Raw genomic sequence first — 17310 nt, 5'->3', positions numbered from 1 at the left:
GTCACCGATCCGGCGCTCAAGGATCTGGTCGCCCGCATCCAGGCGACCGAGTAACACCCTTGGCCGGGCCCGCGCGCAGCGCCGGCCCGGTCCTCTTGCCGGAGGACAATCATGCGAGACAGGCTTGTTCCGATCAGCCGCGCGCTGGGGCGGATTTCCGATGTCATGCTGTGGCTGGCCGGCATTGGCCTGGTCGCCATGACCGCCATCGTCGCCTATCAGGTGTTCATGCGCTTCGTGATGAATTCCTCGCCTTCATGGACCGAGGGCGGCGCCATCATGATCATGACCTGGTTCATCTTTCTGGGGGCCGCCGTGGGCGTGCGCGAGAACTTCCACATGGGGTTCGACGTGCTGATCTACGTGCTGCCGCCTTCGGCCAAGCCGTGGCTGCGCGCCATCAGCGATGTCTGCGTGTTCGGCTTCGCCTTCGGTATGGTCTGGTATGGGGGCGAACTGGCCATACGCTACTGGTCGACGCGCATTCCCGTTCTGGGGCTGCCGACCTCCTTCACCTATTTCCCCATCGTGGTCTCGGGCGTCCTGATGTGCCTGTTTTCGCTGGAGCGCCTGCTGCTGCGGGCGGCGGGCGAGCCGATCGACGCCATCGAAGCCGACCCGACGATCACCGAGGCCTGAGCACATGGAATACTGGATTCTCTTCGGCGTCTTCACCGTCCTGATGGTCATCGGCACGCCCATTGCCTATTGCCTGGGCATCGCCAGCTTCGCCACCATCATCTATCTGGGGCGCCCGGCCATCGTGGTGTTCCAGCAGCTCAATTCCGGCGTTTCCGCCTTCAGCCTGATGGCGATCCCGTTCTTCATCTTCGCCGGCGACCTGATGATGCGCGGGGGCATTGCGGCCCGCATCATCTCCTTTGCCAGCGCCATTATCGGGCATGTGCGCGGCGGGCTGGGGCAGGTCAATATCGCCGCCTCGACCCTGTTCGGCGGCATTTCCGGTTCGGCCGTGGCCGAGGCGGCGGCCGTGGGCGGCATCATGATCCCGCAGATGAAGGCGCGCGGCTATGGCGCCGACTACGCGGTCAACGTCACCTCCATGGCGGCGCTGATCGCGCTGCTGCTGCCGCCCAGCCACAACATGATCATCTATTCGCTCTCGGGCGGGGGCAATATCTCCATCGCCGACCTGTTCACCGCCGGCATCATTCCCGGCCTGCTGCTGGCGGCGGCGCTGAGCGTCACCGCCTATCTGGTGGCCATCAAGCGCGGCTATCCCACCGAGGCGTTTCCGGGCTTCCGCAAGGCGGGCTATTATCTGCTGGTCTCCATTCCGGGCCTGATGCTGATCGGCATCATCTTCGGCGGGGTGCGCTCCGGCATCTTCACGGCGACGGAAAGCTCCTGCATCGCCGTCATCTATGCCCTGCTGGTGACCATCTTCGTCTATCGCTCTCTGGACTGGAAGGAATTCGTCCATTGCGTCTTGGGCGCGGTGCGCACCACCGCCATGGTGTTGTTCATCATCGGGGCGGCGGCGTCCTTCGGCTGGCTCATGGCCTATCTCAAGGTCGCCACCATCCTCACCGCCGGCATGGCCGCCATTTCCAGCGACCCTCTGGTGGTGCTGATGATGATCAACGTGCTGCTGCTGGTTCTGGGCACCTTCATGGATATGGGGCCGCTGATCATCATTACCACGCCGATCTTCCTGCCCATGGTCAAGGCGTTCGGGGTCGATCCGGTGCATTTCGGGGTGATCATGATCCTCAATCTGGGCATCGGGCTCAACACCCCGCCGCTGGGGCCGGTGCAGTTCGTCGCCGCCGCCGTGGGCAAGATCACCGTGATGCAGGCGATGAAGAGCATCTGGCCCTTCTACCTGGCCGGCTGCATCGTGCTGGGGCTGGTCACCTATATTCCGGCCCTCTCGCTCTGGCTGCCCAGCCTGTTCCGGTGACCGCCATGCCCCTCGCCGATGCGCGCACGCCTCCCGCCAGAAAACCCAAGCTCGCCGATCTGGTGATCGGCACGCTGCGCGAGCGCATCGAGGCGGGCGAATACCGGGCCGGCGGCAAGCTGCCGACCGAAAGCGAGATGACCGGCATTTTCGGGGTCAGCCGCACGGTGGTGCGCGAGGCCATCGCGGCGCTGGCCGCCGACGGGCTGGTGCAGCCCCGCCAGGGGGCGGGCGTGTTCGTGGTTCCCAACGCCGCCTCGGCCTTCGGCGCCATCGCGGCCAACCAGTCGAGCAAGATTTCGGTGGCCATCAACGTGCTGGAAGTGCGCATGGGCATCGAGATCGAGGCGGCGGGGCTGGCGGCCATGCGCCGCAGCGTCAGCCAGGACGCCGCCATTCTGGAAGCCTGGAGCGAATATGACCGGCTGCTGCGTCAGGGCGGGGGCACCGGCAAGGCCGATTTCGCCTTTCATCGTGCCATCGCGGCGGCGACCAACAATCCCTTCTATGTCGAGGTGATGGACCGGCTGGGCAGCCGCACCATTCCATGCGACGTGGCCTCGCCCTGGGGCACGGAAAGCGTGCTCAGCTTCGACTATCAGGCGGCGCTGCATCAGGAGCATGGCGTCATCATGCAGGCAATTTCGGCGCAGGACGCCGAGGGCGCGCGCGAGGCCATGCGGCGGCATCTGTCGCAGAGCCAGGAGCGTTACCGTAACCGGCTGCGTCACCACGCCGCCAAACAGGATTGACCATGACCACTGAATTCGACATCCGCTTCGCCATTGACCCGGTGAGCGCCGCCACCATGAACACCGGGGAGTTGCGCGAGCACTTCCTCATCGAGGATCTGTTTATCCCCGGCGCGGTGCGCTGGACCTATACTCACTACGACCGCATGGCCGTGGGCAGCGCCGTCCCCGATGGCTCTTCCCTGGCGCTCGAAACCATCAAGCCGACCGGCACGGCGAATTTTCTCGACCGGCGCGAGCTGATCGCGGTCAATATCGGCGCCGCCGGCACCATTGCCGCGGATGGGGTCGAGCATGAGGTGGGGCCGCGCGACATGCTCTATGTGGGCATGGGCGCCAGGGATGTGCGCTTTTCCGGCGACGGGGCCAAATTCTACCTGCTGAGCGCGCCCGCCCATGCCAGCCACCCGACTATGCTGATCCGGCAGGGCGATGCCAGGCGGCTGGAAATGGGCAGCGGCGAAATGGCCAACGAGCGCACCATCTACCAGTATGTCAACGCCGACAGCGTCAGAACCTGCCAGCTTGTGGTCGGGCTGACCAGCTTCGCCCCCGGCTCGGTGTGGAACACCATGCCCGCCCATGTGCATGACCGGCGCATGGAGGCCTATCTTTATTTCGACCTCGCTCCCGAGGCCTTCGTGGTGCATCTGATGGGCGAGCCCGAGGAGACCCGCCACATCATCATGCGCAACGAGGAGGCGGTGATCTCGCCGCCCTGGTCGATCCATGCCGGGGCCGGCACCGGCTCCTACACCTTCATCTGGGCCATGGCCGGCGACAATATCGATTATACCGACGTCGAAAAGGTCGGCATGGACGAGTTGCTGTGAGCGATCTGTCCGCGTTCAGCCTCGCCGGCAAGACCGTCCTGGTCACCGGCGCCAATACCGGCATCGGGCAGGGCATCGCGCTCGGCCTGGGCCGTGCCGGGGCGCGGGTGATCGGGGCAGGACGCTCCTCCATGGCCGAAACGGCGGCGCTATTGGCCGGAATCGGCGCGCCTTTCGAGGCCGTCACCGCCGATCTGGGCTCGACCGCTGCGGCGCAGGCCATGTTCGAGGCGGCCTGGAATGCCCATGGCCCGATAGACGGGCTGGTCAACAATGCCGGGATCATCACGAGGGTCGATGCGGTGGATTTCACCGAGGACGACTGGGACCGGGTGATGGATATCAACCTCAAGACCATGTTCTTCCTCTGCCAGGCGCTAGGCCGCAAGGCGTTGGCGGCGGGCCGGCCGGCGCGCATCGTCAACATCGCCTCGATGCTGAGCTTCCAGGGCGGTATCCGCGTGGCCAGCTACACCGCTTCCAAGAGCGGCGTGCTGGGCATCACCCGGCTTCTGGCCAATGAGTGGGCGGGGCGCGGCATCAATGTCAACGCCATCGCGCCGGGCTATATCGAGACCAACAATACCGAAGCGCTGCGCAACGACCCCGACCGTTCCGCCGCCATTCTGGGGCGTATCCCGGCCGGGCGCTGGGGCCTGCCGGCCGATATCGGCGATGCGGCGGTGTTCCTCATGGCGCCTGCGTCCAACTATGTGCATGGTGCCGTCATCCCGGTCGATGGCGGCTGGCTTGCGAGGTAAAAGCATGAGCGAACAGAAGTTTTTTGCCCAGCCCGAGGCGGCCGAATGGGTCGAGCTGGCGCCGGGCAATACCCGCCGGGTGCTGATCCACACGCCCGAATTGATGCAGGTGGAGTTCGGTTTCGACAAGGGCGCGGTGGGGGCGCTGCATTCCCATCCGCATGTGCAGGTGAGCTATGTGGCCGAGGGCCGGTTCGAGGTGACCATAGACGGGCGCACCGAGGTGGTGGGGCAGGGCGGCAGCTTCATCGTGCCGGGCGGGCTGGTCCATGGCGTGGTGGCGCTGGAAAAGGGCCGGCTGGTCGATGTCTTCACCCCGCATCGCGCCGATTTCCTCTAGCATCTTGCGGGGCGCGCCGGTTGGGGCCATGGAATAGTCTGCTCCATCCGCTTCCCATAGGCGCGCCATGCTCGAAATCGCTTTTTACATCGCTGTCACCGCCGAGGCCATGACGGCGGCCCTGGCGGCGGGGCGGCGCAAGATGGACTGGTTCGGTGTCTGCCTGCTCGCCTGCGTCACGGCGCTGGGCGGAGGCACCATCCGCGATATCTTCCTCGCCCATTATCCGCTGTTCTGGGTGAAGAACCCCTATGTGCTGCTGCTGGTGTGCGGGGCGGCGCTGCTGACCATCGCCATTGCCCGGGTGGTTCACCGCCTGCACTGGCCCTTCCTGCTGCTCGACGCGCTGGGGCTGGTGGTCTTCACCATTGTGGGGTGCAATATCGGGCTGGAAATGGGCGTGCATCCCATCATCGTTCTGGTGGCGGGCATGGTCACCGGAATTTTCGGCGGCGTCTTGCGCGACGTGTTGTGCAATGACGTGCCGCTGGTGTTCCGCGCCGAGCTTTACGCCAGCGTCTCCATCGTCACCGGCGCGCTGTATTATTTCGGGCTGATGGCGGGGCTGCATGCCGACCTGGTGGTGCCAGGCGCCATCGCCATCGGGTTCCTGCTGCGTGTCCTGGCCATCGTCAACAAGTGGGAAATGCCGAAATTCGTCTATGACAGGGACTTGCGCTGACCCGTAGCTGAATAGGGCTTCCAAGCGGCGGGCTTGTATGGCATGGCACTACCATACAAGACCCGGGAGAAATGGATTTGCGTCAGACCTGGCGGTGGTTCGGTCCCAAGGACCTGTGCAGCATCGATGACATCACCCAGGCGGGTGCGGTGGGGGTGGTGAGCGCCCTGCATCACGTGCCCAATGGCGTGGTGTGGACGTCAGAGGAGATCGCCCGGCGCCACACCGAGATCGCCACCCGCAAGGACGGCACGGCCTCGGGCCTCACCTGGGACGTGGTGGAGAGCCTGCCGGTCAGCGAGGACATCAAGAAGCAGAAGAATGCCTGGCGCGATCATGTCGCCAATTACAAGGTTTCGCTGCAAAACCTGGCCGATAGCGGCATCGAGGTCATCTGCTACAATTTCATGCCGGTGCTGGACTGGACGCGTACCGACCTGCGCTGGGGCGTGCCCAATGGCGGCTCCTGCATGCGCTTCGACATCAACGATTTCGCCGCCTTCGACATTCATGTTCTTGAACGGCCCGGCGCCGGTGCGAGCTATACCAATGCCATTGCCGACGAGGCCGGCCGGCGCTTTGCGGAGATGGACGATGGCGCGCGCAAGCAATTGACGCGCAACGTCACCATGGGCCTGCCCGGCTCCACCGAATCCATGACGCTGGACGATGTTCGGGCCCATCTGGACGAATATGGCGCCATCAGCCGCGAACGGCTGCGCGCCAATTTCGTCGACTTTCTCGAAGAAGTGGTGCCGGTGGCCGAAAAGCTGGGGCTGCGCCTCTGCTGCCACCCCGACGATCCGCCGTTCGCGCTTTTGGGCCTGCCGCGGGTCATGTCCACCGAGGAGGACTACCGCTATATCCTTGAGGCCGTGGAAAGCCCGGCCAATGGCATGACGCTGTGCTCGGGTTCCCTGGGCGCGCGGCCCGACAACGATTTGCCGGGCATGATGGAGCGGCTGGGCGACAAGGTGCATTTCCTGCATCTGCGCAACGTCAAGCGCGACAGCGACGACATTATCGGCTCCTTCTACGAGGCCGAGCACCTGGCCGGCGACACCGATATGGTGGCCCTGATCGCCGCCATCATCCGTGAGGAACGCAAGCGCAAGGCCACCGGGCGAAAGGACCACACCATCCCCATGCGGCCCGATCACGGGCAGGATATCCTCGACGATCTCGGACGTCGCTCGCAGCCGGGCTATCCCACCATCGGGCGCATGAAGGGGCTGGCCGAGCTGCGTGGCGTCATCACCGCGCTCGAACACGCGAAGCTGGGGCTTTCATAGCCCCGGCGCGCCTTCAGCCCAGGCTGCGCAGCTTGTCGTCCATGGTCTGCGGCTTATCGGTGCGGGTCGAAAAGCTCATGGTGCAGAAAACCCGCTCGACGCCCATGGCGTGGAGCCGCTGGCAGCACGCCTCAACCGCCGCGCTGACCTGGGCTATATCCCCTTCGATATTGGTGCCGTTGGCGTGCATGTGATGGGTGAGGCCGGAGGCGGCGAGAATGTCGCGCACCTCGCGGATATAGGCCGAAACCGATGGTCCGACGCCCATGGGCACGATGCACAGATCGGCAATGATCTTCATGAAAAAACCTCAGCGGAGCCATTTGGGCATGAAGCGCAGACCCGGCGCGGCCGGCATGTGTCGCATCAGCCGGCGATAGACCAGGCCGAACAGGAAGAAGATCACGAGCGAGATCGCCAGGAACCACAGCGCCGCCACTGAAAAGTGCAGATAGGCGTTGAAGTCGCGTTCGAAGCGGTCCTTGGCGGTCATCATCAGGTCCTTCTGCTGGCCGATGACCGGCAGCGCCAGATAGACGATGGCGGTGGCATGGAACAGGAACACCACCTCATTGGTATAGGCCGGCCAGGCCAGGCGAATGAGATTGGGCCAGATGACGCGGCGGAATTGCTGGGACCGGCTCATGCCATAGGCGCGGGCCGCCTCGATTTCGCGCTGGGGCACGGCGCGCAGCGCGCCATAGAAAATCTCGGCGGTATAGGCAGCGGTGTTCAGCATCAGCACCAGCGGGCCGATGAACAGCGGGTGCAGCACCAGCCAGGATATCCCCATCGGTTTCCACAGCGCTATATTGAACGAGAGCGCCAGCGAATAGATCATGAAGAACTGGATGAAGAGGGGCGAGCCGCGAAACGCATAGATATGGCCTCGGCTCAGCCGCGAAATCAGCCGGTTGCGCGAAGCCTTGCCCAGCGCCAGGAACACGGCGAGCACGAATCCGATGGGGATGGAGGCCAGGGCGAAATAGATGTTGAACACCGCTGCCGGGGCGAAGTTGGCGAATTCCTGCCAGAGCCGCTCCATCACCGAGCCTCGCTCAGAATGCCGCGCCCGGCGCGGCGCATGATGGCCTCGAAGCCCTTTTCGGAGATCAGGGTCACCAGGATGTAGAAGATGAACAGCACGAAATAATAGCGCCAGCGCCAGTCTTCATGGACGAGGCCCACAGCGGGCAGGAAGTTGGGCGCCCCCAGCCGATCGGCCCAGAGCACGATATCGGCGATCTGGAGCAGCGAAAGCAGCGAGGTCGCCTTGATGATGAGCATCCACACATTGGACAGGCCCGGCAGGGCATAGACCCACATCTGCCTGATCTGGAAGCGCCAGAGCACCTGGCTGGCGCTGAAGCCATAGGCGCGGGCGGCTTCGAGCTGGCCGGACGGCACGGCGCGCATGGCGCCATGGATGACATTGGTGGCGAAGGCCCCGTAGACCAGTCCCAGCGATACCGAAGCCAGCATCAGATATTCGGGGGTGCCCAGGAACCAGTTGGCTTCCTTGCAGGGCGGCCAGGCGGCCGTCTGGGCGGCGATGGCCTCGGGCGAGCAGACCTGGGTGGAGACGATCCACTCCACCGTCTGCTCGAAGGCCAGCGGGAAAAACAGGAAAAAGAGCACGTCCGGTACGCCGCGCACGATGGACGAATAGATGGTGCCGATCAGGCGCAGGGGAAAAAAGCGCGAATTCTTCAGCGTCGCGCCCAATAGTCCGAAGATGATCGCGAAAAACCCGCCCGCCAGCGCGGCAAAGATGGTGAACTGGAAACTCGCATACCAGCTCAGATGCTTGCCATTGGTGATGTAGCCCAGCCAGAAGGCGATGTCGTCGATCATGGATTGGTCCAGCCACCGCGCTTGCTTCTCCCCTTGCGGGAGAAGGTGCCCCGAAGGGGCGGATAAGGGGGCTGCGATATCGGTTCAGTCGGCATATGTGGCGGCAGCCCCCTCACCCGTCTCGCCCTACGCGCCATCCCCTCTCCCGCCAGGGGAGAGGGGGAATAGGGCCTGTAGCGATCTACAGATTTACTCGTTGTAATACGGCCCGCGACCGTCGAACCACTGGGCGATGAGCTTGTCGACGGTGCCATCGGCCTTGAGGGCGCTCAGGGCGTCGTTGAGCTTGGCTTCGAGTTCGGTGTCTTCCTTGCGCAAGCCCGCCGCCATGCCTTCGCCGATGAGGATGTCGGGGCCGATATAGTCGATGGCGCCTTCGGAGGCGGAGACGATCGGGTCGACATAGGCGCCATCGGCGAAGATCACGTCGAGATTGCCGGCGACCAGGTCAGCCACGGCCTGGTCGGCGGTGGTGAAGGAAATGATGGTGTTCTTGTCCGCCAGGTTGGCCTGGGCATAGCCGGCCTGGATGGTGCCGCCCTGGGCGCCGATGCGGATGCCTTCGAGATTGTCGAAGTCGATCTCGGTGCCGGCCAGCGCCACATAGCGCGACGGATCGGGCGGGAAGTATTCCTGGGTGAAATTGATGGTTTCCAGGCGTTCCTCGGTGATCGACATGCCGGCCATGATGGCGTCGTAGTTGCCGGCCAGCAGGTTCGGGATGATCGAATCCCAGTCGTTGACGATCCATTCGCAGGTGAGGCCGGCCTTTTCGCACATGGCGTTGCCCAGGTCGATCTCATAGCCGGCCGGGCCGCCGCCGGCGTCGGGCAGGAAGTTCCAGGGGGCATAGGCGCCTTCGGTGGCGATGCGCACGGTCTCGGCCTGGGCGGTCGAGCCCAGTGCCAGCACGGCGATTGCCGCGAGAATGAGCTTCTTCATCAGTTTCTCCTTTTTATCCTTGTTCTTGTCGTTTTGCCCGTTGGCCGGGCCTTGCCTCGTTTTCGCGCTCAGCCATGGCTGGATGCGTTGAGGAACTGCTTGAGGCGCGTCGATTGCGTCGCCCCGAAAACCGCTTCGGGCGGCCCTTCCTCCTCGATGCGGCCCTGATGGAGGAAGATCACGTGGTCGCTGACCGAGCGGGCGAACTCCATGTCATGGGTCACCAGCACCATGGTGCGCCCCTCATCGGCCAGCACCTTGATGACGCGCAGCACTTCCACTTCCAACTCGGGATCGAGCGCCGAGGTCGGCTCGTCGAACAGCATGACGCGCGGATTGATGCAGAGGGCGCGGGCGATGGCGGCGCGCTGCTGCTGGCCGCCCGAGAGCTGGTTGGGAAAGCTGTCGGCCTTGTCGGCGATGCCCACCTTGGCCAGCATGGCGCGGGCCTCCGCCTCCACCTCGGGCCGAGTGCGGCGCTGCACGATCAGCGGCGCCTCCATGACGTTTTCGAGAATGGTCATATGGGCCCACAGGTTGAAGCTCTGGAACACCATGCCCAGTTCGGAGCGGATGCGGCGGATCTGGCTTTCATCGCCGACCTGGCGAGCGCCGCCCTGGCCGCGCAGCACGATTTCCTCGCCGGCGATGAAGACCGCGCCGCTATCGGGGATTTCGAGCATGTTGATGCAGCGCAGCAGCGTCGACTTGCCCGAGCCGGACGAGCCGATCAGGGACACCACCTCGCCTTCGCGGGCGGAAAAGGAAATGCCCTTGAGCACTTCGAGGTCGCCATATGATTTGTGCAGGTCGCGGATTTCCACGACAGGCCACTTTTCCGCAGCCAAGGCGGCAGTCTGCGCCATATTTACCCTTGTCCCGCCTGGCGGGCGCCATCCTGACCGGCGATTGCTTTCTTCTTCATGCTGGCAATCTTGACCGCTTCCAACAAAACCAGATGCACCGGATATAGCAAGCACAAATGCTGCTGGCCCCGTGCATTCCCCTGAGGTATCGAGGCGCGGCGCTGTAAAGGAGAGGCGATGTTTTTCCTGGTTTCCAAGATATTCTGGCTTCTCGCCCAACCCCTCAGCATTGCCGTGCTGCTGGTTTTGCTCGCCATCGCCGCCTTGGTGGCGGGACGCAGGCGGCTGGGGATGGCGGCCTGCGTATCGGGGCTTCTGGTGCTGGTTCTGTCCAGCTTCACCTCGCTGGGCTTCCTGCTGATCCGCCCGCTGGAGGAGCGCTTCCCTCGCCCGTCCGAAATGCCGGCGGGGGTGGATGCCATCGTGGTGCTGGGCGGGTCGAGCCTTTCCAGGGTCAGCGCCGCGCGGGGCATTTCCGAACTCAATGACGCGGCGGACCGGTTGACCGATGCGGTCATCCTGGCGCGTCGCTATCCCCAGGCGCGTGTGGTCTTTTCGGGAGGATCGGGTCTTTTGGAAGCGGCGGGAGAAACCGAGGCGGCGACGGCCGGGCGGTTCCTCCTCGCCATGGGCATTGCCCCGGAGCGGCTGGTGCTGGAGGATCAGGCGCGCAACACCGACGAGAATGCCGGTCTCACCGCCGCCCTGCTTGGCGCCGATACCGGCGCGGTCGTTCTTGTGACCTCGGCCTTTCACATGCCGCGCTCGGTGGGGCTTTTCCGCCAGGCGGGTATCGAGGTGATCGCCTGGCCCACCGACTATCGCAGCGCCGGCACGGAGGGTTTCGGGCCGGACCTGGCCAATCCGATCCACAATCTGAACACGACGAGCATCGCCATCAAGGAGTGGATTGGCCTTGCCGCCTATCACTGGACGGGGCGAACCGGGGAGATATTCCCCGGCCCCTGAGGTCAGGCCGCCGCGCGCGAGCTTTCGTCGAAGAACAGCGCCTGGCTGATGAGCGCCTTCACCATGTCGGGATTGAAGGGCTTGGTGACGAGGAAGGTCGGCTCGGGCCGCTCCCCGGTCAGCAGCCGTTCGGGGAAGGCGGTGATGAAAATCACCGGCACCGAATGGGTGTTGAGGATGTCGTTGACCGCGTCGATGCCGGAACTGCCATCGGCCAGCTGGATATCGGCCAGGATCATGCGCGGCTGGGTGCGGTCGAAGAGGCTGACCGCTTCCTTATGGGTGCGGGCGACGCTGACCACCTTGTGGCCGAGGCTTTCCACGAGCTGCTCGATATCCATGGCGATGAGCGGCTCGTCCTCGATGATCATGATCTCGGTGGCCACCTGGCGGGAGATTTCCTGCGAGGCTTCTTGGAGAAGACCGGAAAATTCCTCGTCCTCGACGCCAAGGATTTCGGCGGCCTGTGCCGGGGTGAAGCCCTCCACGGCGACCAGCAGGAAGGCCTGGCGCGGGCGCGGGGCGATATTGGCCAGGTTGGCGGCGGCGCGCTTTTCCCAGGCATAGGTGGAGGTGGGTTCGGGCACCTTGACGACGCTGGAGGTGAAGAGCGCGGAAAACAGCTTGTAGAGGGCGATCCGGTCGCTGGTAGCATCGGGAAAGAGCGAGATGTCGGCGATCAGGGCTTCGAGCGTGGAAGCGACATAGGCGTCGCCGGAGGTTTGCGATCCGGTCACGGCGCGTGAAAACCGCCGCAGATAAGGCAGATGGGGCGCAATCCGCGTGGACAAAGACATTAATATCAACTCCCAATGACGCTTTTCGGCTTCGTGCAGCACGAACCCCTCAAACGCGAGGCAGGAGAAAAAAGTTCCACGGCAGAGGGAACTATTTTTGACGGGAGACATTTCCGGTCCATGATGGTCCCGGAACAATCCGACGATCTTGGGCACTGGATGATGAATGACAAAATATTGACCCAGCGGCGTTTGAAAACCCAGTCTGGGCGGGGTGACGACGGGCTCGGGCCCAATTCGGATATCGGGGCCAGGCTGCGCGCATTCTACGGAGCGGTGGAGGAAGAGGGGGTGCCGGCGCAATTGCTGGACCTGCTCGAAAAACTCGATAGCGCCGAACAGGCGCAACTAGCCAAGGGTGCCGCGCGTGAAACAGACTGATCGAGATGCGAGCGAGCCGACCTCCTTCAAGCGGGAGATGCTGGCCACCCTGCCGAGCCTGCGCGCCTTCGCGGTGTCGTTGAGCGGCAAGCACGACAAGGCCGACGATCTGGTGCAGGATACCGTGATGAAGGCCTGGGCCAAGCAGTCCAGCTTCGAGATGGGCACCAATATCAAGGCCTGGCTCTTCACCATTCTGCGCAATGAATTCTACAGCCAGATGCGCAAGCGCGGCCGTGAGGTTCAGGATAGCGACGGAATATTCACCGAGCGGCTTTCGGTGCACCCCTCCCAATATGGCTCGATGGACATGCAGGATTTCAAGAAAGCGCTGTCGCAATTGCCCGACGACCAGCGCGAGGCGGTGATCCTGATCGGCGCTTCCGGCTTTTCCTATGAGGAAGCCGCCGAAATCTGCGGTTGCGCCATCGGCACGATGAAGAGCCGCGTCAGCCGGGCGCGCTCGCGCCTGCAGGATATCCTCAAGATCAGCGGCGAAGCCGATTACGGCCCCGATGCCGTCTCGGCGCAGGTGACCACCTCCAATCATTCCTTCTAGCGTCCGGGCCAGCGGGAGAGCGGCAGGTGCAGTTCGTCGCCGTATTGAACCGCGAGGGTGGAACCCTGCGCACCATGGACATGACGGCTTTCTGCGCCGAGGCGGAGGTGATTTTCGCCCGCCACGGGCATGGGCTGGACTGCCGGCCGGTGCCGGCAAAGGCGGTGGAGAGGACGTTACGCGCGGCGGCCACTACCCCCGGTGTCGACGCCGTTCTGGCCGGCGGCGGGGATGGCACCATCTCGGCCGCGGCCGGCATCGCCTTTGAAACTGGCACGGCGCTGGCGGTGCTTCCGGCCGGCACGATGAATCTGTTCGCCCGCGCTCTGGGTGTGCCGCTCGAGTTGATGGCGGCGCTGGAGGCGATTGCGGGCGGGGAGCCGGGCCGGGTGGATATCGCCACCGCCAATGGACGGCCTTTCGTGCATCAGTTCGGCGTCGGCATTCACGCCCGACTGGTGCGTATTCGCGAGGGCATGAGCTATGGCTCGCGCCTGGGCAAGATGCTGGCCAGCCTGCGCGCCGTGGGCGTGGCGGCGGTCAATCCACCCCGGTTCGATGTGGAACTGCGGGCCGGAGGCGAGCCGGGCCGGCGCCGGGTGTCGGGCATTGCCATTTCCAACAATCCCCTGGGCGAGCGTAATATTCACGCCGCCCAACTCGATGGCGGCAAGCTGGGCGTCTATCTGGCCGCGCCCGTTTCAACCTCGGAGCTGGCGCGGCTGGCCATGGATATCTTTCTCGGCTCCTGGCGCGACAGTCCCCTGGTCTCGGAGCTGGAAGTGCCCGAGGTGGAGCTGCATTTCCCCCGCCGCAAGAAGACCGCGCAGGCGGTGATCGATGGCGAATTGATCCCGCTCGCCGACAGCGTCGTTTTGAAGATCCACCCCGCCGGATTGCCGGTCATCCTGCCGGCCCAGACAATGGGCGATCAAAAAAATTAAGCATGATCGGAACCCTTTGCCGATCCGCCTCGTTCAGGCTCATTGCAGAGTTACGTGCGTCATCGGGAGAGTGGGGGAACAAGGCAGCAAGTGGTTAATCGGATTGCGTTCCTTCCTGATCCTGTGCGGCAGGTGGTGAACGATAGGGGACGGCTTGACATGCTGGCGTCGTTGGGGGCGCTGGATGGGCCATCCGACGAGGATTTCCAGCGGTTGAGCCGTACCATGGCGCATATCTTCGGCGCCGAAATGGCTCTTTTCACGCTTATCGACAGCGACCGACAATGGTTTGCCGGCCATGTGGGGGTGGGTGAGACGCGCGAGGCGCTCACCGAAACATCGTTTTGCGCCCATATGCTGGCCCTGGCTGGGGAAGACGACACGCTGGTGGTTCTCGATGCGGCAAGCGAGAGCCGCTTTTCCGACAATCCGCTGGTCTGCGGGCCTCCTCATATCCGCTTTTATGCCGGCGCCCCCGTCAGCGTGGGCGGGCAGAAAGTCGGTTCGGTCTGCGCCCTGAGCGCCACGGCCCGCTCCGACATGGCGCCGGAATTGCGCGAGCAGTTGCGCGATCTGGGGCGGTTGGCCTCCAGCATGCTGGCGCTCAAGGACGAGGCGCGCGTGCGCGCGCGAACGGCGGCGGCGCTGGTGCGCGAGGAGTGGCGCCATGCCCTGACGCTGGAAGCGGGCAAGGTGGGAAGCTGGGTCTGGGACGTGCGCAGCGGACAATTGTCCTGCAACGACATGTTCCGGCGCATGCATGGTCTTTCCGAAAGCGGCGTGGTGCTTTTCGATGATGTGCTGGCGGGCATTCACCCGCTCGACCGCCCCCGGGTCGAGGCCGGCATCGAAGCGAGTTTCCGCGAAGGCATGGACTACAGCGCCGAAGCCCGCATCGATGCCTCGGATCGCTGGATCGCCATGCGTGGCCGCGTCTATCAGCGCGATCCCGAGGGCAAGCCCCTGGTGATGATGGGCGCCAGCACCGACATCACCGAAAGCCGGCAAAGCGCCGAGCACACCAAACTGCTGCTGCGCGAGCTCAACCACCGCGTCAAGAATACTCTGGCCATGATCCATTCCGTGGCCCGGCAGACCATCAGGCAAAATCCCGACCCGCAGGATTTCATCGAGGCTTTTTCAGGCCGGCTGCGCGCCATTTCGGATGCCCATGTGCTGCTGGCCGATCGGGACTGGAGCGGGGTGCGCCTGCATGAGGTCATCGCGACCCAACTCGATGGCGGCTTCGGCGCCGACCCCGAGCGCACGGAGGTGCACGGCGAAAACGTCATGCTGCCCGCCGATCATGCGGTGGGGCTGGGGCTGGTGCTGCACGAACTCACCACCAATGCCCACCGCCATGGCGCCTGGTCGGGAGACGAGGGAACGGTGCGCATCGACTGGACGGTCGAGCGCGACCCGGTGCCGGGTCTTTGCCTCACCTGGACCGAAAGTGGCGGGCCGGCTGTGGAACCACCCGCCGACTATGGTCTGGGAACCCGGTTGATCGAGAGGAGCCTGGCCAAGGTGCTCGACAGCGAGGTGTCGTTGCGCTTCGATCCCGCGGGGGTGATGGCCAGGGTCTGGATGCCGCTGCCGGCGGACCTGCATTGAGGAGCGGGGAAATCCCCGCTCACGCGTCGTCGTCGCCGCCGCGCAGCACCAGATAGGTGGCAATGGCGGCTGCCGGCAGGCCCAACCGCAAGAGCATGGGCGATTTTGCCAGGACCGGCAGGGCGGTGAGCGCCGCCGTGGTCAGGAAAGCCCCGGTCTCGCCGGAGCGGCGCCGCTCCATCGCCTCCTGCTTGCGGCGCCCGGCGCCGATCAGGGCGCCGAGATAAACCGCAAGCGCCAGCACCAGGAAAGCACCACCCAGGACCAGCGCGGCATAAAGGCCGCCGATGGCGGTGGACAGGGCGATATAGCCCGCCGCGATCAGGAAGCCCAGGCCCAGCAGGGCCAGGAAGGCGATGGCGCCATTGATGAGCAGACCGGCCTTGATACGGCCGGTCACGGCTTCGACTTCCACGCCCATGAGGGTGCCCAAGGCGGACAGAAGCGGCATGGCGGTCAATGCCTGGAGAGAAGGGCGAGAATGAAGCCGATGCCGATGGCACTGGCGACGGCGGTGAGCGGCCGCTCGCGGATGGTGTCCTTGAGCTGCTTTTCCAGATCCTCGGTCTTTTCCTGCAAATCCTCGACCACATGCTGGCCCTGGCGCTGCAAGTTTCGGGCTTCGTTCTTGGCGATGTCCTTGACCTCGCTGACCTTTTCATTGCTGAGGCGCCCAAGCGTCGCGGCGATGGACTTGATGTCGTCCTGCAGCTTGGAAATCTGCTCCTCGAGCTGGGCTTCCTTGGCCCGGCTGGCGGCAGAAGCGCGAGGGGATGCCTTGCGGCGGGTGGGGGCCATTTCAGTCGTGTCGGCCATATGACGCTCCTTGGTTTCGATGGGGAAGCAACGCCCGGACCGGGCGTCGGTTCCCTTGCCGCTGTGGCTAGATGCGACCCATCAGCACGAGGATGAGCACGACGACGAGCACCACTCCGAGAATGCCGGAGGGGAAATAGCCGAAGCCACGCGAATAGCCCCAACTGGGCAGGGCACCGATCAGCAGCAGGATGAGAATGATGATGAGAATTGTTCCGAGGCCCATGGCGGTTCTCCTTGTTCTTGTGCCGAAGGGGGCGCTAGAGGACGGCGAAGATCAGGGCCGCTGCCGTTGCCAGGATCAGCACGGCGGGTATCGTCGCCATCAGCACGCCGCCATAGCCGGGCTGGCTGGGACGGGGGCTGTCGATGTGGCCAACAAGACCCATTTCCATATCGGTCATGGTCGTCTCCGCTTGGTTTGAGCGCGGCTTTGCGCTGCTCCAGAAACGGTACGATCCGGGCTTTGGTTCCGATGCCGAAAGTAGGCTCAGCGCATCGCGTCGATTGTCTGGCGGTGGCGCAGCATTTCGAGGAAGATGCGATAGTCCCTGTCGAACTGGCTCCGCGCCAGCGGATCGGGGGCATGCTCGCGTCCGCCCTGCTGCATGGCCTGGGCCGCCCTGTCGAGCCTGGGATAGAGCCCGGCGGCGGTGGCGGCGACCATGGCCATGCCCAAAAGCGTGGCGTCCGGAGCGGAGGATTCGACCACCGTGCAGCCGGTGGCGGCGGCGTAAAGCTCCATCAGCACCGGGTTCTTGGTGTGTCCGCCGGTGATGTGGAGCGTGTCGATGGCATAGCCATGCGCGTTGAGCGTATCGAGGATATGCCGCACGCCCAGCGCGATGGAAATGGCGGTGCGCCAGTATAGCCGGCACAGTGCATCGAAATCGCTGTCCAGCGTCAGCCCGGAAATCACCCCCAGCGCTGCCGGATCGCCCAGCGGCGAGCGGTTGCCGTGGAAATCGGGAAGGACATGCAGGC

At 64.3% G+C, this 17310-nt stretch carries 24 protein-coding genes; 13 read left to right on the top strand and 11 right to left on the bottom strand.

Translation table 11 applies throughout. From position 1 onward, the window contains the following. The first annotated feature begins 165 nt into the window (after window positions 1–165). The 8 genes from VDP82_RS04045 to uxuA all read left to right on the top strand — a co-directional run bounded on the left by VDP82_RS04045 (window position 166) and on the right by uxuA (window position 6584). A complete protein-coding gene (locus tag VDP82_RS04045) occupies window positions 166–639 on the top strand; it encodes a TRAP transporter small permease (protein ID WP_416347074.1) in 474 nt (157 codons plus the stop codon). Between the two features lie 4 nt (window positions 640–643). Further along, on the top strand, window positions 644–1924 hold the full coding sequence (locus tag VDP82_RS04040; RefSeq protein WP_323013555.1) for a TRAP transporter large permease: 1281 nt from the start codon (window positions 644–646) through the stop codon (window positions 1922–1924). Between the two features lie 5 nt (window positions 1925–1929). Continuing rightward, a complete protein-coding gene (locus VDP82_RS04035; protein WP_323013554.1) occupies window positions 1930–2676 on the top strand; it encodes a FadR/GntR family transcriptional regulator in 747 nt (248 codons plus the stop codon). A gap of 2 nt (window positions 2677–2678) precedes the next feature. Next, complete coding sequence (gene kduI / locus VDP82_RS04030; RefSeq protein ID WP_323013553.1) at window positions 2679–3509, top strand: 5-dehydro-4-deoxy-D-glucuronate isomerase; 831 nt, start codon at window positions 2679–2681, stop codon at window positions 3507–3509. Further along, complete coding sequence (gene kduD / locus VDP82_RS04025; RefSeq protein WP_323013552.1) at window positions 3506–4270, top strand: 2-dehydro-3-deoxy-D-gluconate 5-dehydrogenase KduD; 765 nt, start codon at window positions 3506–3508, stop codon at window positions 4268–4270. The genes kduI and kduD overlap by 4 nt, the downstream gene beginning before the upstream one ends. A gap of 4 nt (window positions 4271–4274) precedes the next feature. Next, window positions 4275–4610: a cupin domain-containing protein gene (locus tag VDP82_RS04020; RefSeq protein WP_323013551.1), complete on the top strand. Its 336-nt coding sequence runs from the start codon at window positions 4275–4277 to the stop codon at window positions 4608–4610. Window positions 4611–4677: 67 nt separating this feature from the next. Further along, window positions 4678–5292 (top strand): trimeric intracellular cation channel family protein, encoded by a 615-nt coding sequence (locus VDP82_RS04015; protein ID WP_323013550.1) that lies wholly within the window; start codon window positions 4678–4680, stop codon window positions 5290–5292. Window positions 5293–5369: 77 nt separating this feature from the next. Then, a complete protein-coding gene (gene uxuA / locus VDP82_RS04010; protein ID WP_323013558.1) occupies window positions 5370–6584 on the top strand; it encodes a mannonate dehydratase in 1215 nt (404 codons plus the stop codon). Between the two features lie 13 nt (window positions 6585–6597). On the opposite strand, the gene VDP82_RS04005 is transcribed toward uxuA, so the two are convergent. From VDP82_RS04005 to VDP82_RS03985, 5 genes are all read right to left on the bottom strand, one after another. Continuing rightward, window positions 6598–6885 (bottom strand): MTH1187 family thiamine-binding protein, encoded by a 288-nt coding sequence (locus VDP82_RS04005; RefSeq protein ID WP_323013549.1) that lies wholly within the window; start codon window positions 6883–6885, stop codon window positions 6598–6600. A 9-nt stretch (window positions 6886–6894) separates the two neighbouring features. After that, window positions 6895–7629, bottom strand: a complete 735-nt coding sequence (locus VDP82_RS04000; RefSeq protein WP_323013548.1) for an ABC transporter permease subunit — start codon at window positions 7627–7629, stop codon at window positions 6895–6897. Next, window positions 7629–8438: an ABC transporter permease subunit gene (locus VDP82_RS03995; RefSeq protein WP_323013547.1), complete on the bottom strand. Its 810-nt coding sequence runs from the start codon at window positions 8436–8438 to the stop codon at window positions 7629–7631. Before VDP82_RS03995 ends, VDP82_RS04000 begins: the two co-directional genes overlap by 1 nt. A gap of 189 nt (window positions 8439–8627) precedes the next feature. Next, window positions 8628–9380 carry a transporter substrate-binding domain-containing protein gene (locus VDP82_RS03990; RefSeq protein ID WP_323013546.1) on the bottom strand — a complete coding sequence of 251 codons (753 nt, stop codon included), beginning with the start codon at window positions 9378–9380 and terminating at the stop codon, window positions 8628–8630. A gap of 68 nt (window positions 9381–9448) precedes the next feature. Next, entirely contained in the window at window positions 9449–10228 is a 780-nt protein-coding gene (locus VDP82_RS03985) for an ABC transporter ATP-binding protein (protein ID WP_323013557.1), read from the bottom strand. Between the two features lie 195 nt (window positions 10229–10423). On the opposite strand from VDP82_RS03985, the gene VDP82_RS03980 reads away from it, so the two are divergent. Then, window positions 10424–11215 carry a YdcF family protein gene (locus VDP82_RS03980; RefSeq protein WP_323013545.1) on the top strand — a complete coding sequence of 264 codons (792 nt, stop codon included), beginning with the start codon at window positions 10424–10426 and terminating at the stop codon, window positions 11213–11215. A gap of 2 nt (window positions 11216–11217) precedes the next feature. Here VDP82_RS03980 and VDP82_RS03975 read toward each other — a convergent pair whose 3' ends face one another. Beyond that, the gene (locus tag VDP82_RS03975) at window positions 11218–12012 is read right to left on the bottom strand and encodes a response regulator (RefSeq protein WP_323013544.1); all 795 of its coding nucleotides are present in this window, start codon (window positions 12010–12012) and stop codon (window positions 11218–11220) included. Between the two features lie 15 nt (window positions 12013–12027). Between VDP82_RS03975 and VDP82_RS03970 the strand changes: the two genes are divergently transcribed. The 4 genes from VDP82_RS03970 (at window position 12028) to VDP82_RS03955 (ending at window position 15510) form a co-directional block, all read left to right on the top strand. Next, the gene (locus VDP82_RS03970) at window positions 12028–12393 is read left to right on the top strand and encodes a NepR family anti-sigma factor (RefSeq protein WP_323013543.1); all 366 of its coding nucleotides are present in this window, start codon (window positions 12028–12030) and stop codon (window positions 12391–12393) included. Then, window positions 12380–12952 (top strand): RNA polymerase sigma factor, encoded by a 573-nt coding sequence (locus VDP82_RS03965; protein ID WP_323013542.1) that lies wholly within the window; start codon window positions 12380–12382, stop codon window positions 12950–12952. The genes VDP82_RS03970 and VDP82_RS03965 overlap by 14 nt, the downstream gene beginning before the upstream one ends. 26 nt (window positions 12953–12978) lie before the next feature. Beyond that, window positions 12979–13896: a diacylglycerol kinase family protein gene (locus VDP82_RS03960; RefSeq protein ID WP_323013541.1), complete on the top strand. Its 918-nt coding sequence runs from the start codon at window positions 12979–12981 to the stop codon at window positions 13894–13896. 159 nt (window positions 13897–14055) lie between these two features. Continuing rightward, window positions 14056–15510, top strand: a complete 1455-nt coding sequence (locus VDP82_RS03955) for an HWE histidine kinase domain-containing protein (protein ID WP_323013540.1) — start codon at window positions 14056–14058, stop codon at window positions 15508–15510. Window positions 15511–15529: 19 nt separating this feature from the next. Here VDP82_RS03955 and VDP82_RS03950 read toward each other — a convergent pair whose 3' ends face one another. The 5 genes from VDP82_RS03950 to VDP82_RS03930 form a co-directional block, all read right to left on the bottom strand. Then, entirely contained in the window at window positions 15530–15961 is a 432-nt protein-coding gene (locus VDP82_RS03950; protein WP_323013539.1) for a hypothetical protein, read from the bottom strand. A 5-nt stretch (window positions 15962–15966) separates the two neighbouring features. Further along, window positions 15967–16326 carry a DNA gyrase subunit B gene (locus VDP82_RS03945; protein WP_323013538.1) on the bottom strand — a complete coding sequence of 120 codons (360 nt, stop codon included), beginning with the start codon at window positions 16324–16326 and terminating at the stop codon, window positions 15967–15969. 67 nt (window positions 16327–16393) lie between these two features. Next, window positions 16394–16552: a DUF3309 family protein gene (locus VDP82_RS03940; RefSeq protein ID WP_295887219.1), complete on the bottom strand. Its 159-nt coding sequence runs from the start codon at window positions 16550–16552 to the stop codon at window positions 16394–16396. Window positions 16553–16586: 34 nt separating this feature from the next. Next, window positions 16587–16730 carry a hypothetical protein gene (locus tag VDP82_RS03935; RefSeq protein ID WP_323013537.1) on the bottom strand — a complete coding sequence of 48 codons (144 nt, stop codon included), beginning with the start codon at window positions 16728–16730 and terminating at the stop codon, window positions 16587–16589. 86 nt (window positions 16731–16816) lie between these two features. Further along, window positions 16817–17310 (bottom strand): FGGY-family carbohydrate kinase (locus VDP82_RS03930; RefSeq protein ID WP_323013536.1); only part of this gene is annotated, 494 nt, incomplete at its 5' end.

It is taken from the genome of Devosia sp., assembly GCF_034675085.1.
Lineage (GTDB): Bacteria > Pseudomonadota > Alphaproteobacteria > Rhizobiales > Devosiaceae > Devosia.
The sequence above is the reverse complement of the archived record's forward strand: the minus strand, read 5'-3'. Positions and strand labels throughout refer to the sequence as shown.

Excerpts from the sequence above, each read along its gene's own strand:
- VDP82_RS03995 (WP_323013547.1), bottom strand. The coding sequence starts at position 8,438 with ATGATCGACGACATCGCCTTCTGGCTGGGCTACATCACCAATGGCAAG.
- VDP82_RS03975 (WP_323013544.1), bottom strand. The coding sequence starts at position 12,012 with ATGTCTTTGTCCACGCGGATTGCGCCCCATCTGCCTTATCTGCGGCGG.
- VDP82_RS04020 (WP_323013551.1), top strand. The coding sequence starts at position 4,275 with ATGAGCGAACAGAAGTTTTTTGCCCAGCCCGAGGCGGCCGAATGGGTC.
- VDP82_RS03970 (WP_323013543.1), top strand. The coding sequence starts at position 12,028 with ATGACGCTTTTCGGCTTCGTGCAGCACGAACCCCTCAAACGCGAGGCA.
- VDP82_RS04005 (WP_323013549.1), bottom strand. The coding sequence starts at position 6,885 with ATGAAGATCATTGCCGATCTGTGCATCGTGCCCATGGGCGTCGGACCA.
- VDP82_RS04035 (WP_323013554.1), top strand. The coding sequence starts at position 1,930 with ATGCCCCTCGCCGATGCGCGCACGCCTCCCGCCAGAAAACCCAAGCTC.
- VDP82_RS04040 (WP_323013555.1), top strand. The coding sequence starts at position 644 with ATGGAATACTGGATTCTCTTCGGCGTCTTCACCGTCCTGATGGTCATC.
- VDP82_RS03935 (WP_323013537.1), bottom strand. The coding sequence starts at position 16,730 with ATGACCGATATGGAAATGGGTCTTGTTGGCCACATCGACAGCCCCCGT.
- kduI (WP_323013553.1), top strand. The coding sequence starts at position 2,679 with ATGACCACTGAATTCGACATCCGCTTCGCCATTGACCCGGTGAGCGCC.
- VDP82_RS04015 (WP_323013550.1), top strand. The coding sequence starts at position 4,678 with ATGCTCGAAATCGCTTTTTACATCGCTGTCACCGCCGAGGCCATGACG.
- VDP82_RS03950 (WP_323013539.1), bottom strand. The coding sequence starts at position 15,961 with ATGCCGCTTCTGTCCGCCTTGGGCACCCTCATGGGCGTGGAAGTCGAA.
- VDP82_RS03990 (WP_323013546.1), bottom strand. The coding sequence starts at position 9,380 with ATGAAGAAGCTCATTCTCGCGGCAATCGCCGTGCTGGCACTGGGCTCG.
- VDP82_RS03980 (WP_323013545.1), top strand. The coding sequence starts at position 10,424 with ATGTTTTTCCTGGTTTCCAAGATATTCTGGCTTCTCGCCCAACCCCTC.
- VDP82_RS03945 (WP_323013538.1), bottom strand. The coding sequence starts at position 16,326 with ATGGCCGACACGACTGAAATGGCCCCCACCCGCCGCAAGGCATCCCCT.
- VDP82_RS03940 (WP_295887219.1), bottom strand. The coding sequence starts at position 16,552 with ATGGGCCTCGGAACAATTCTCATCATCATTCTCATCCTGCTGCTGATC.
- VDP82_RS04000 (WP_323013548.1), bottom strand. The coding sequence starts at position 7,629 with ATGGAGCGGCTCTGGCAGGAATTCGCCAACTTCGCCCCGGCAGCGGTG.
- VDP82_RS03955 (WP_323013540.1), top strand. The coding sequence starts at position 14,056 with ATGCTGGCGTCGTTGGGGGCGCTGGATGGGCCATCCGACGAGGATTTC.
- VDP82_RS04045 (WP_416347074.1), top strand. The coding sequence starts at position 166 with ATGCTGTGGCTGGCCGGCATTGGCCTGGTCGCCATGACCGCCATCGTC.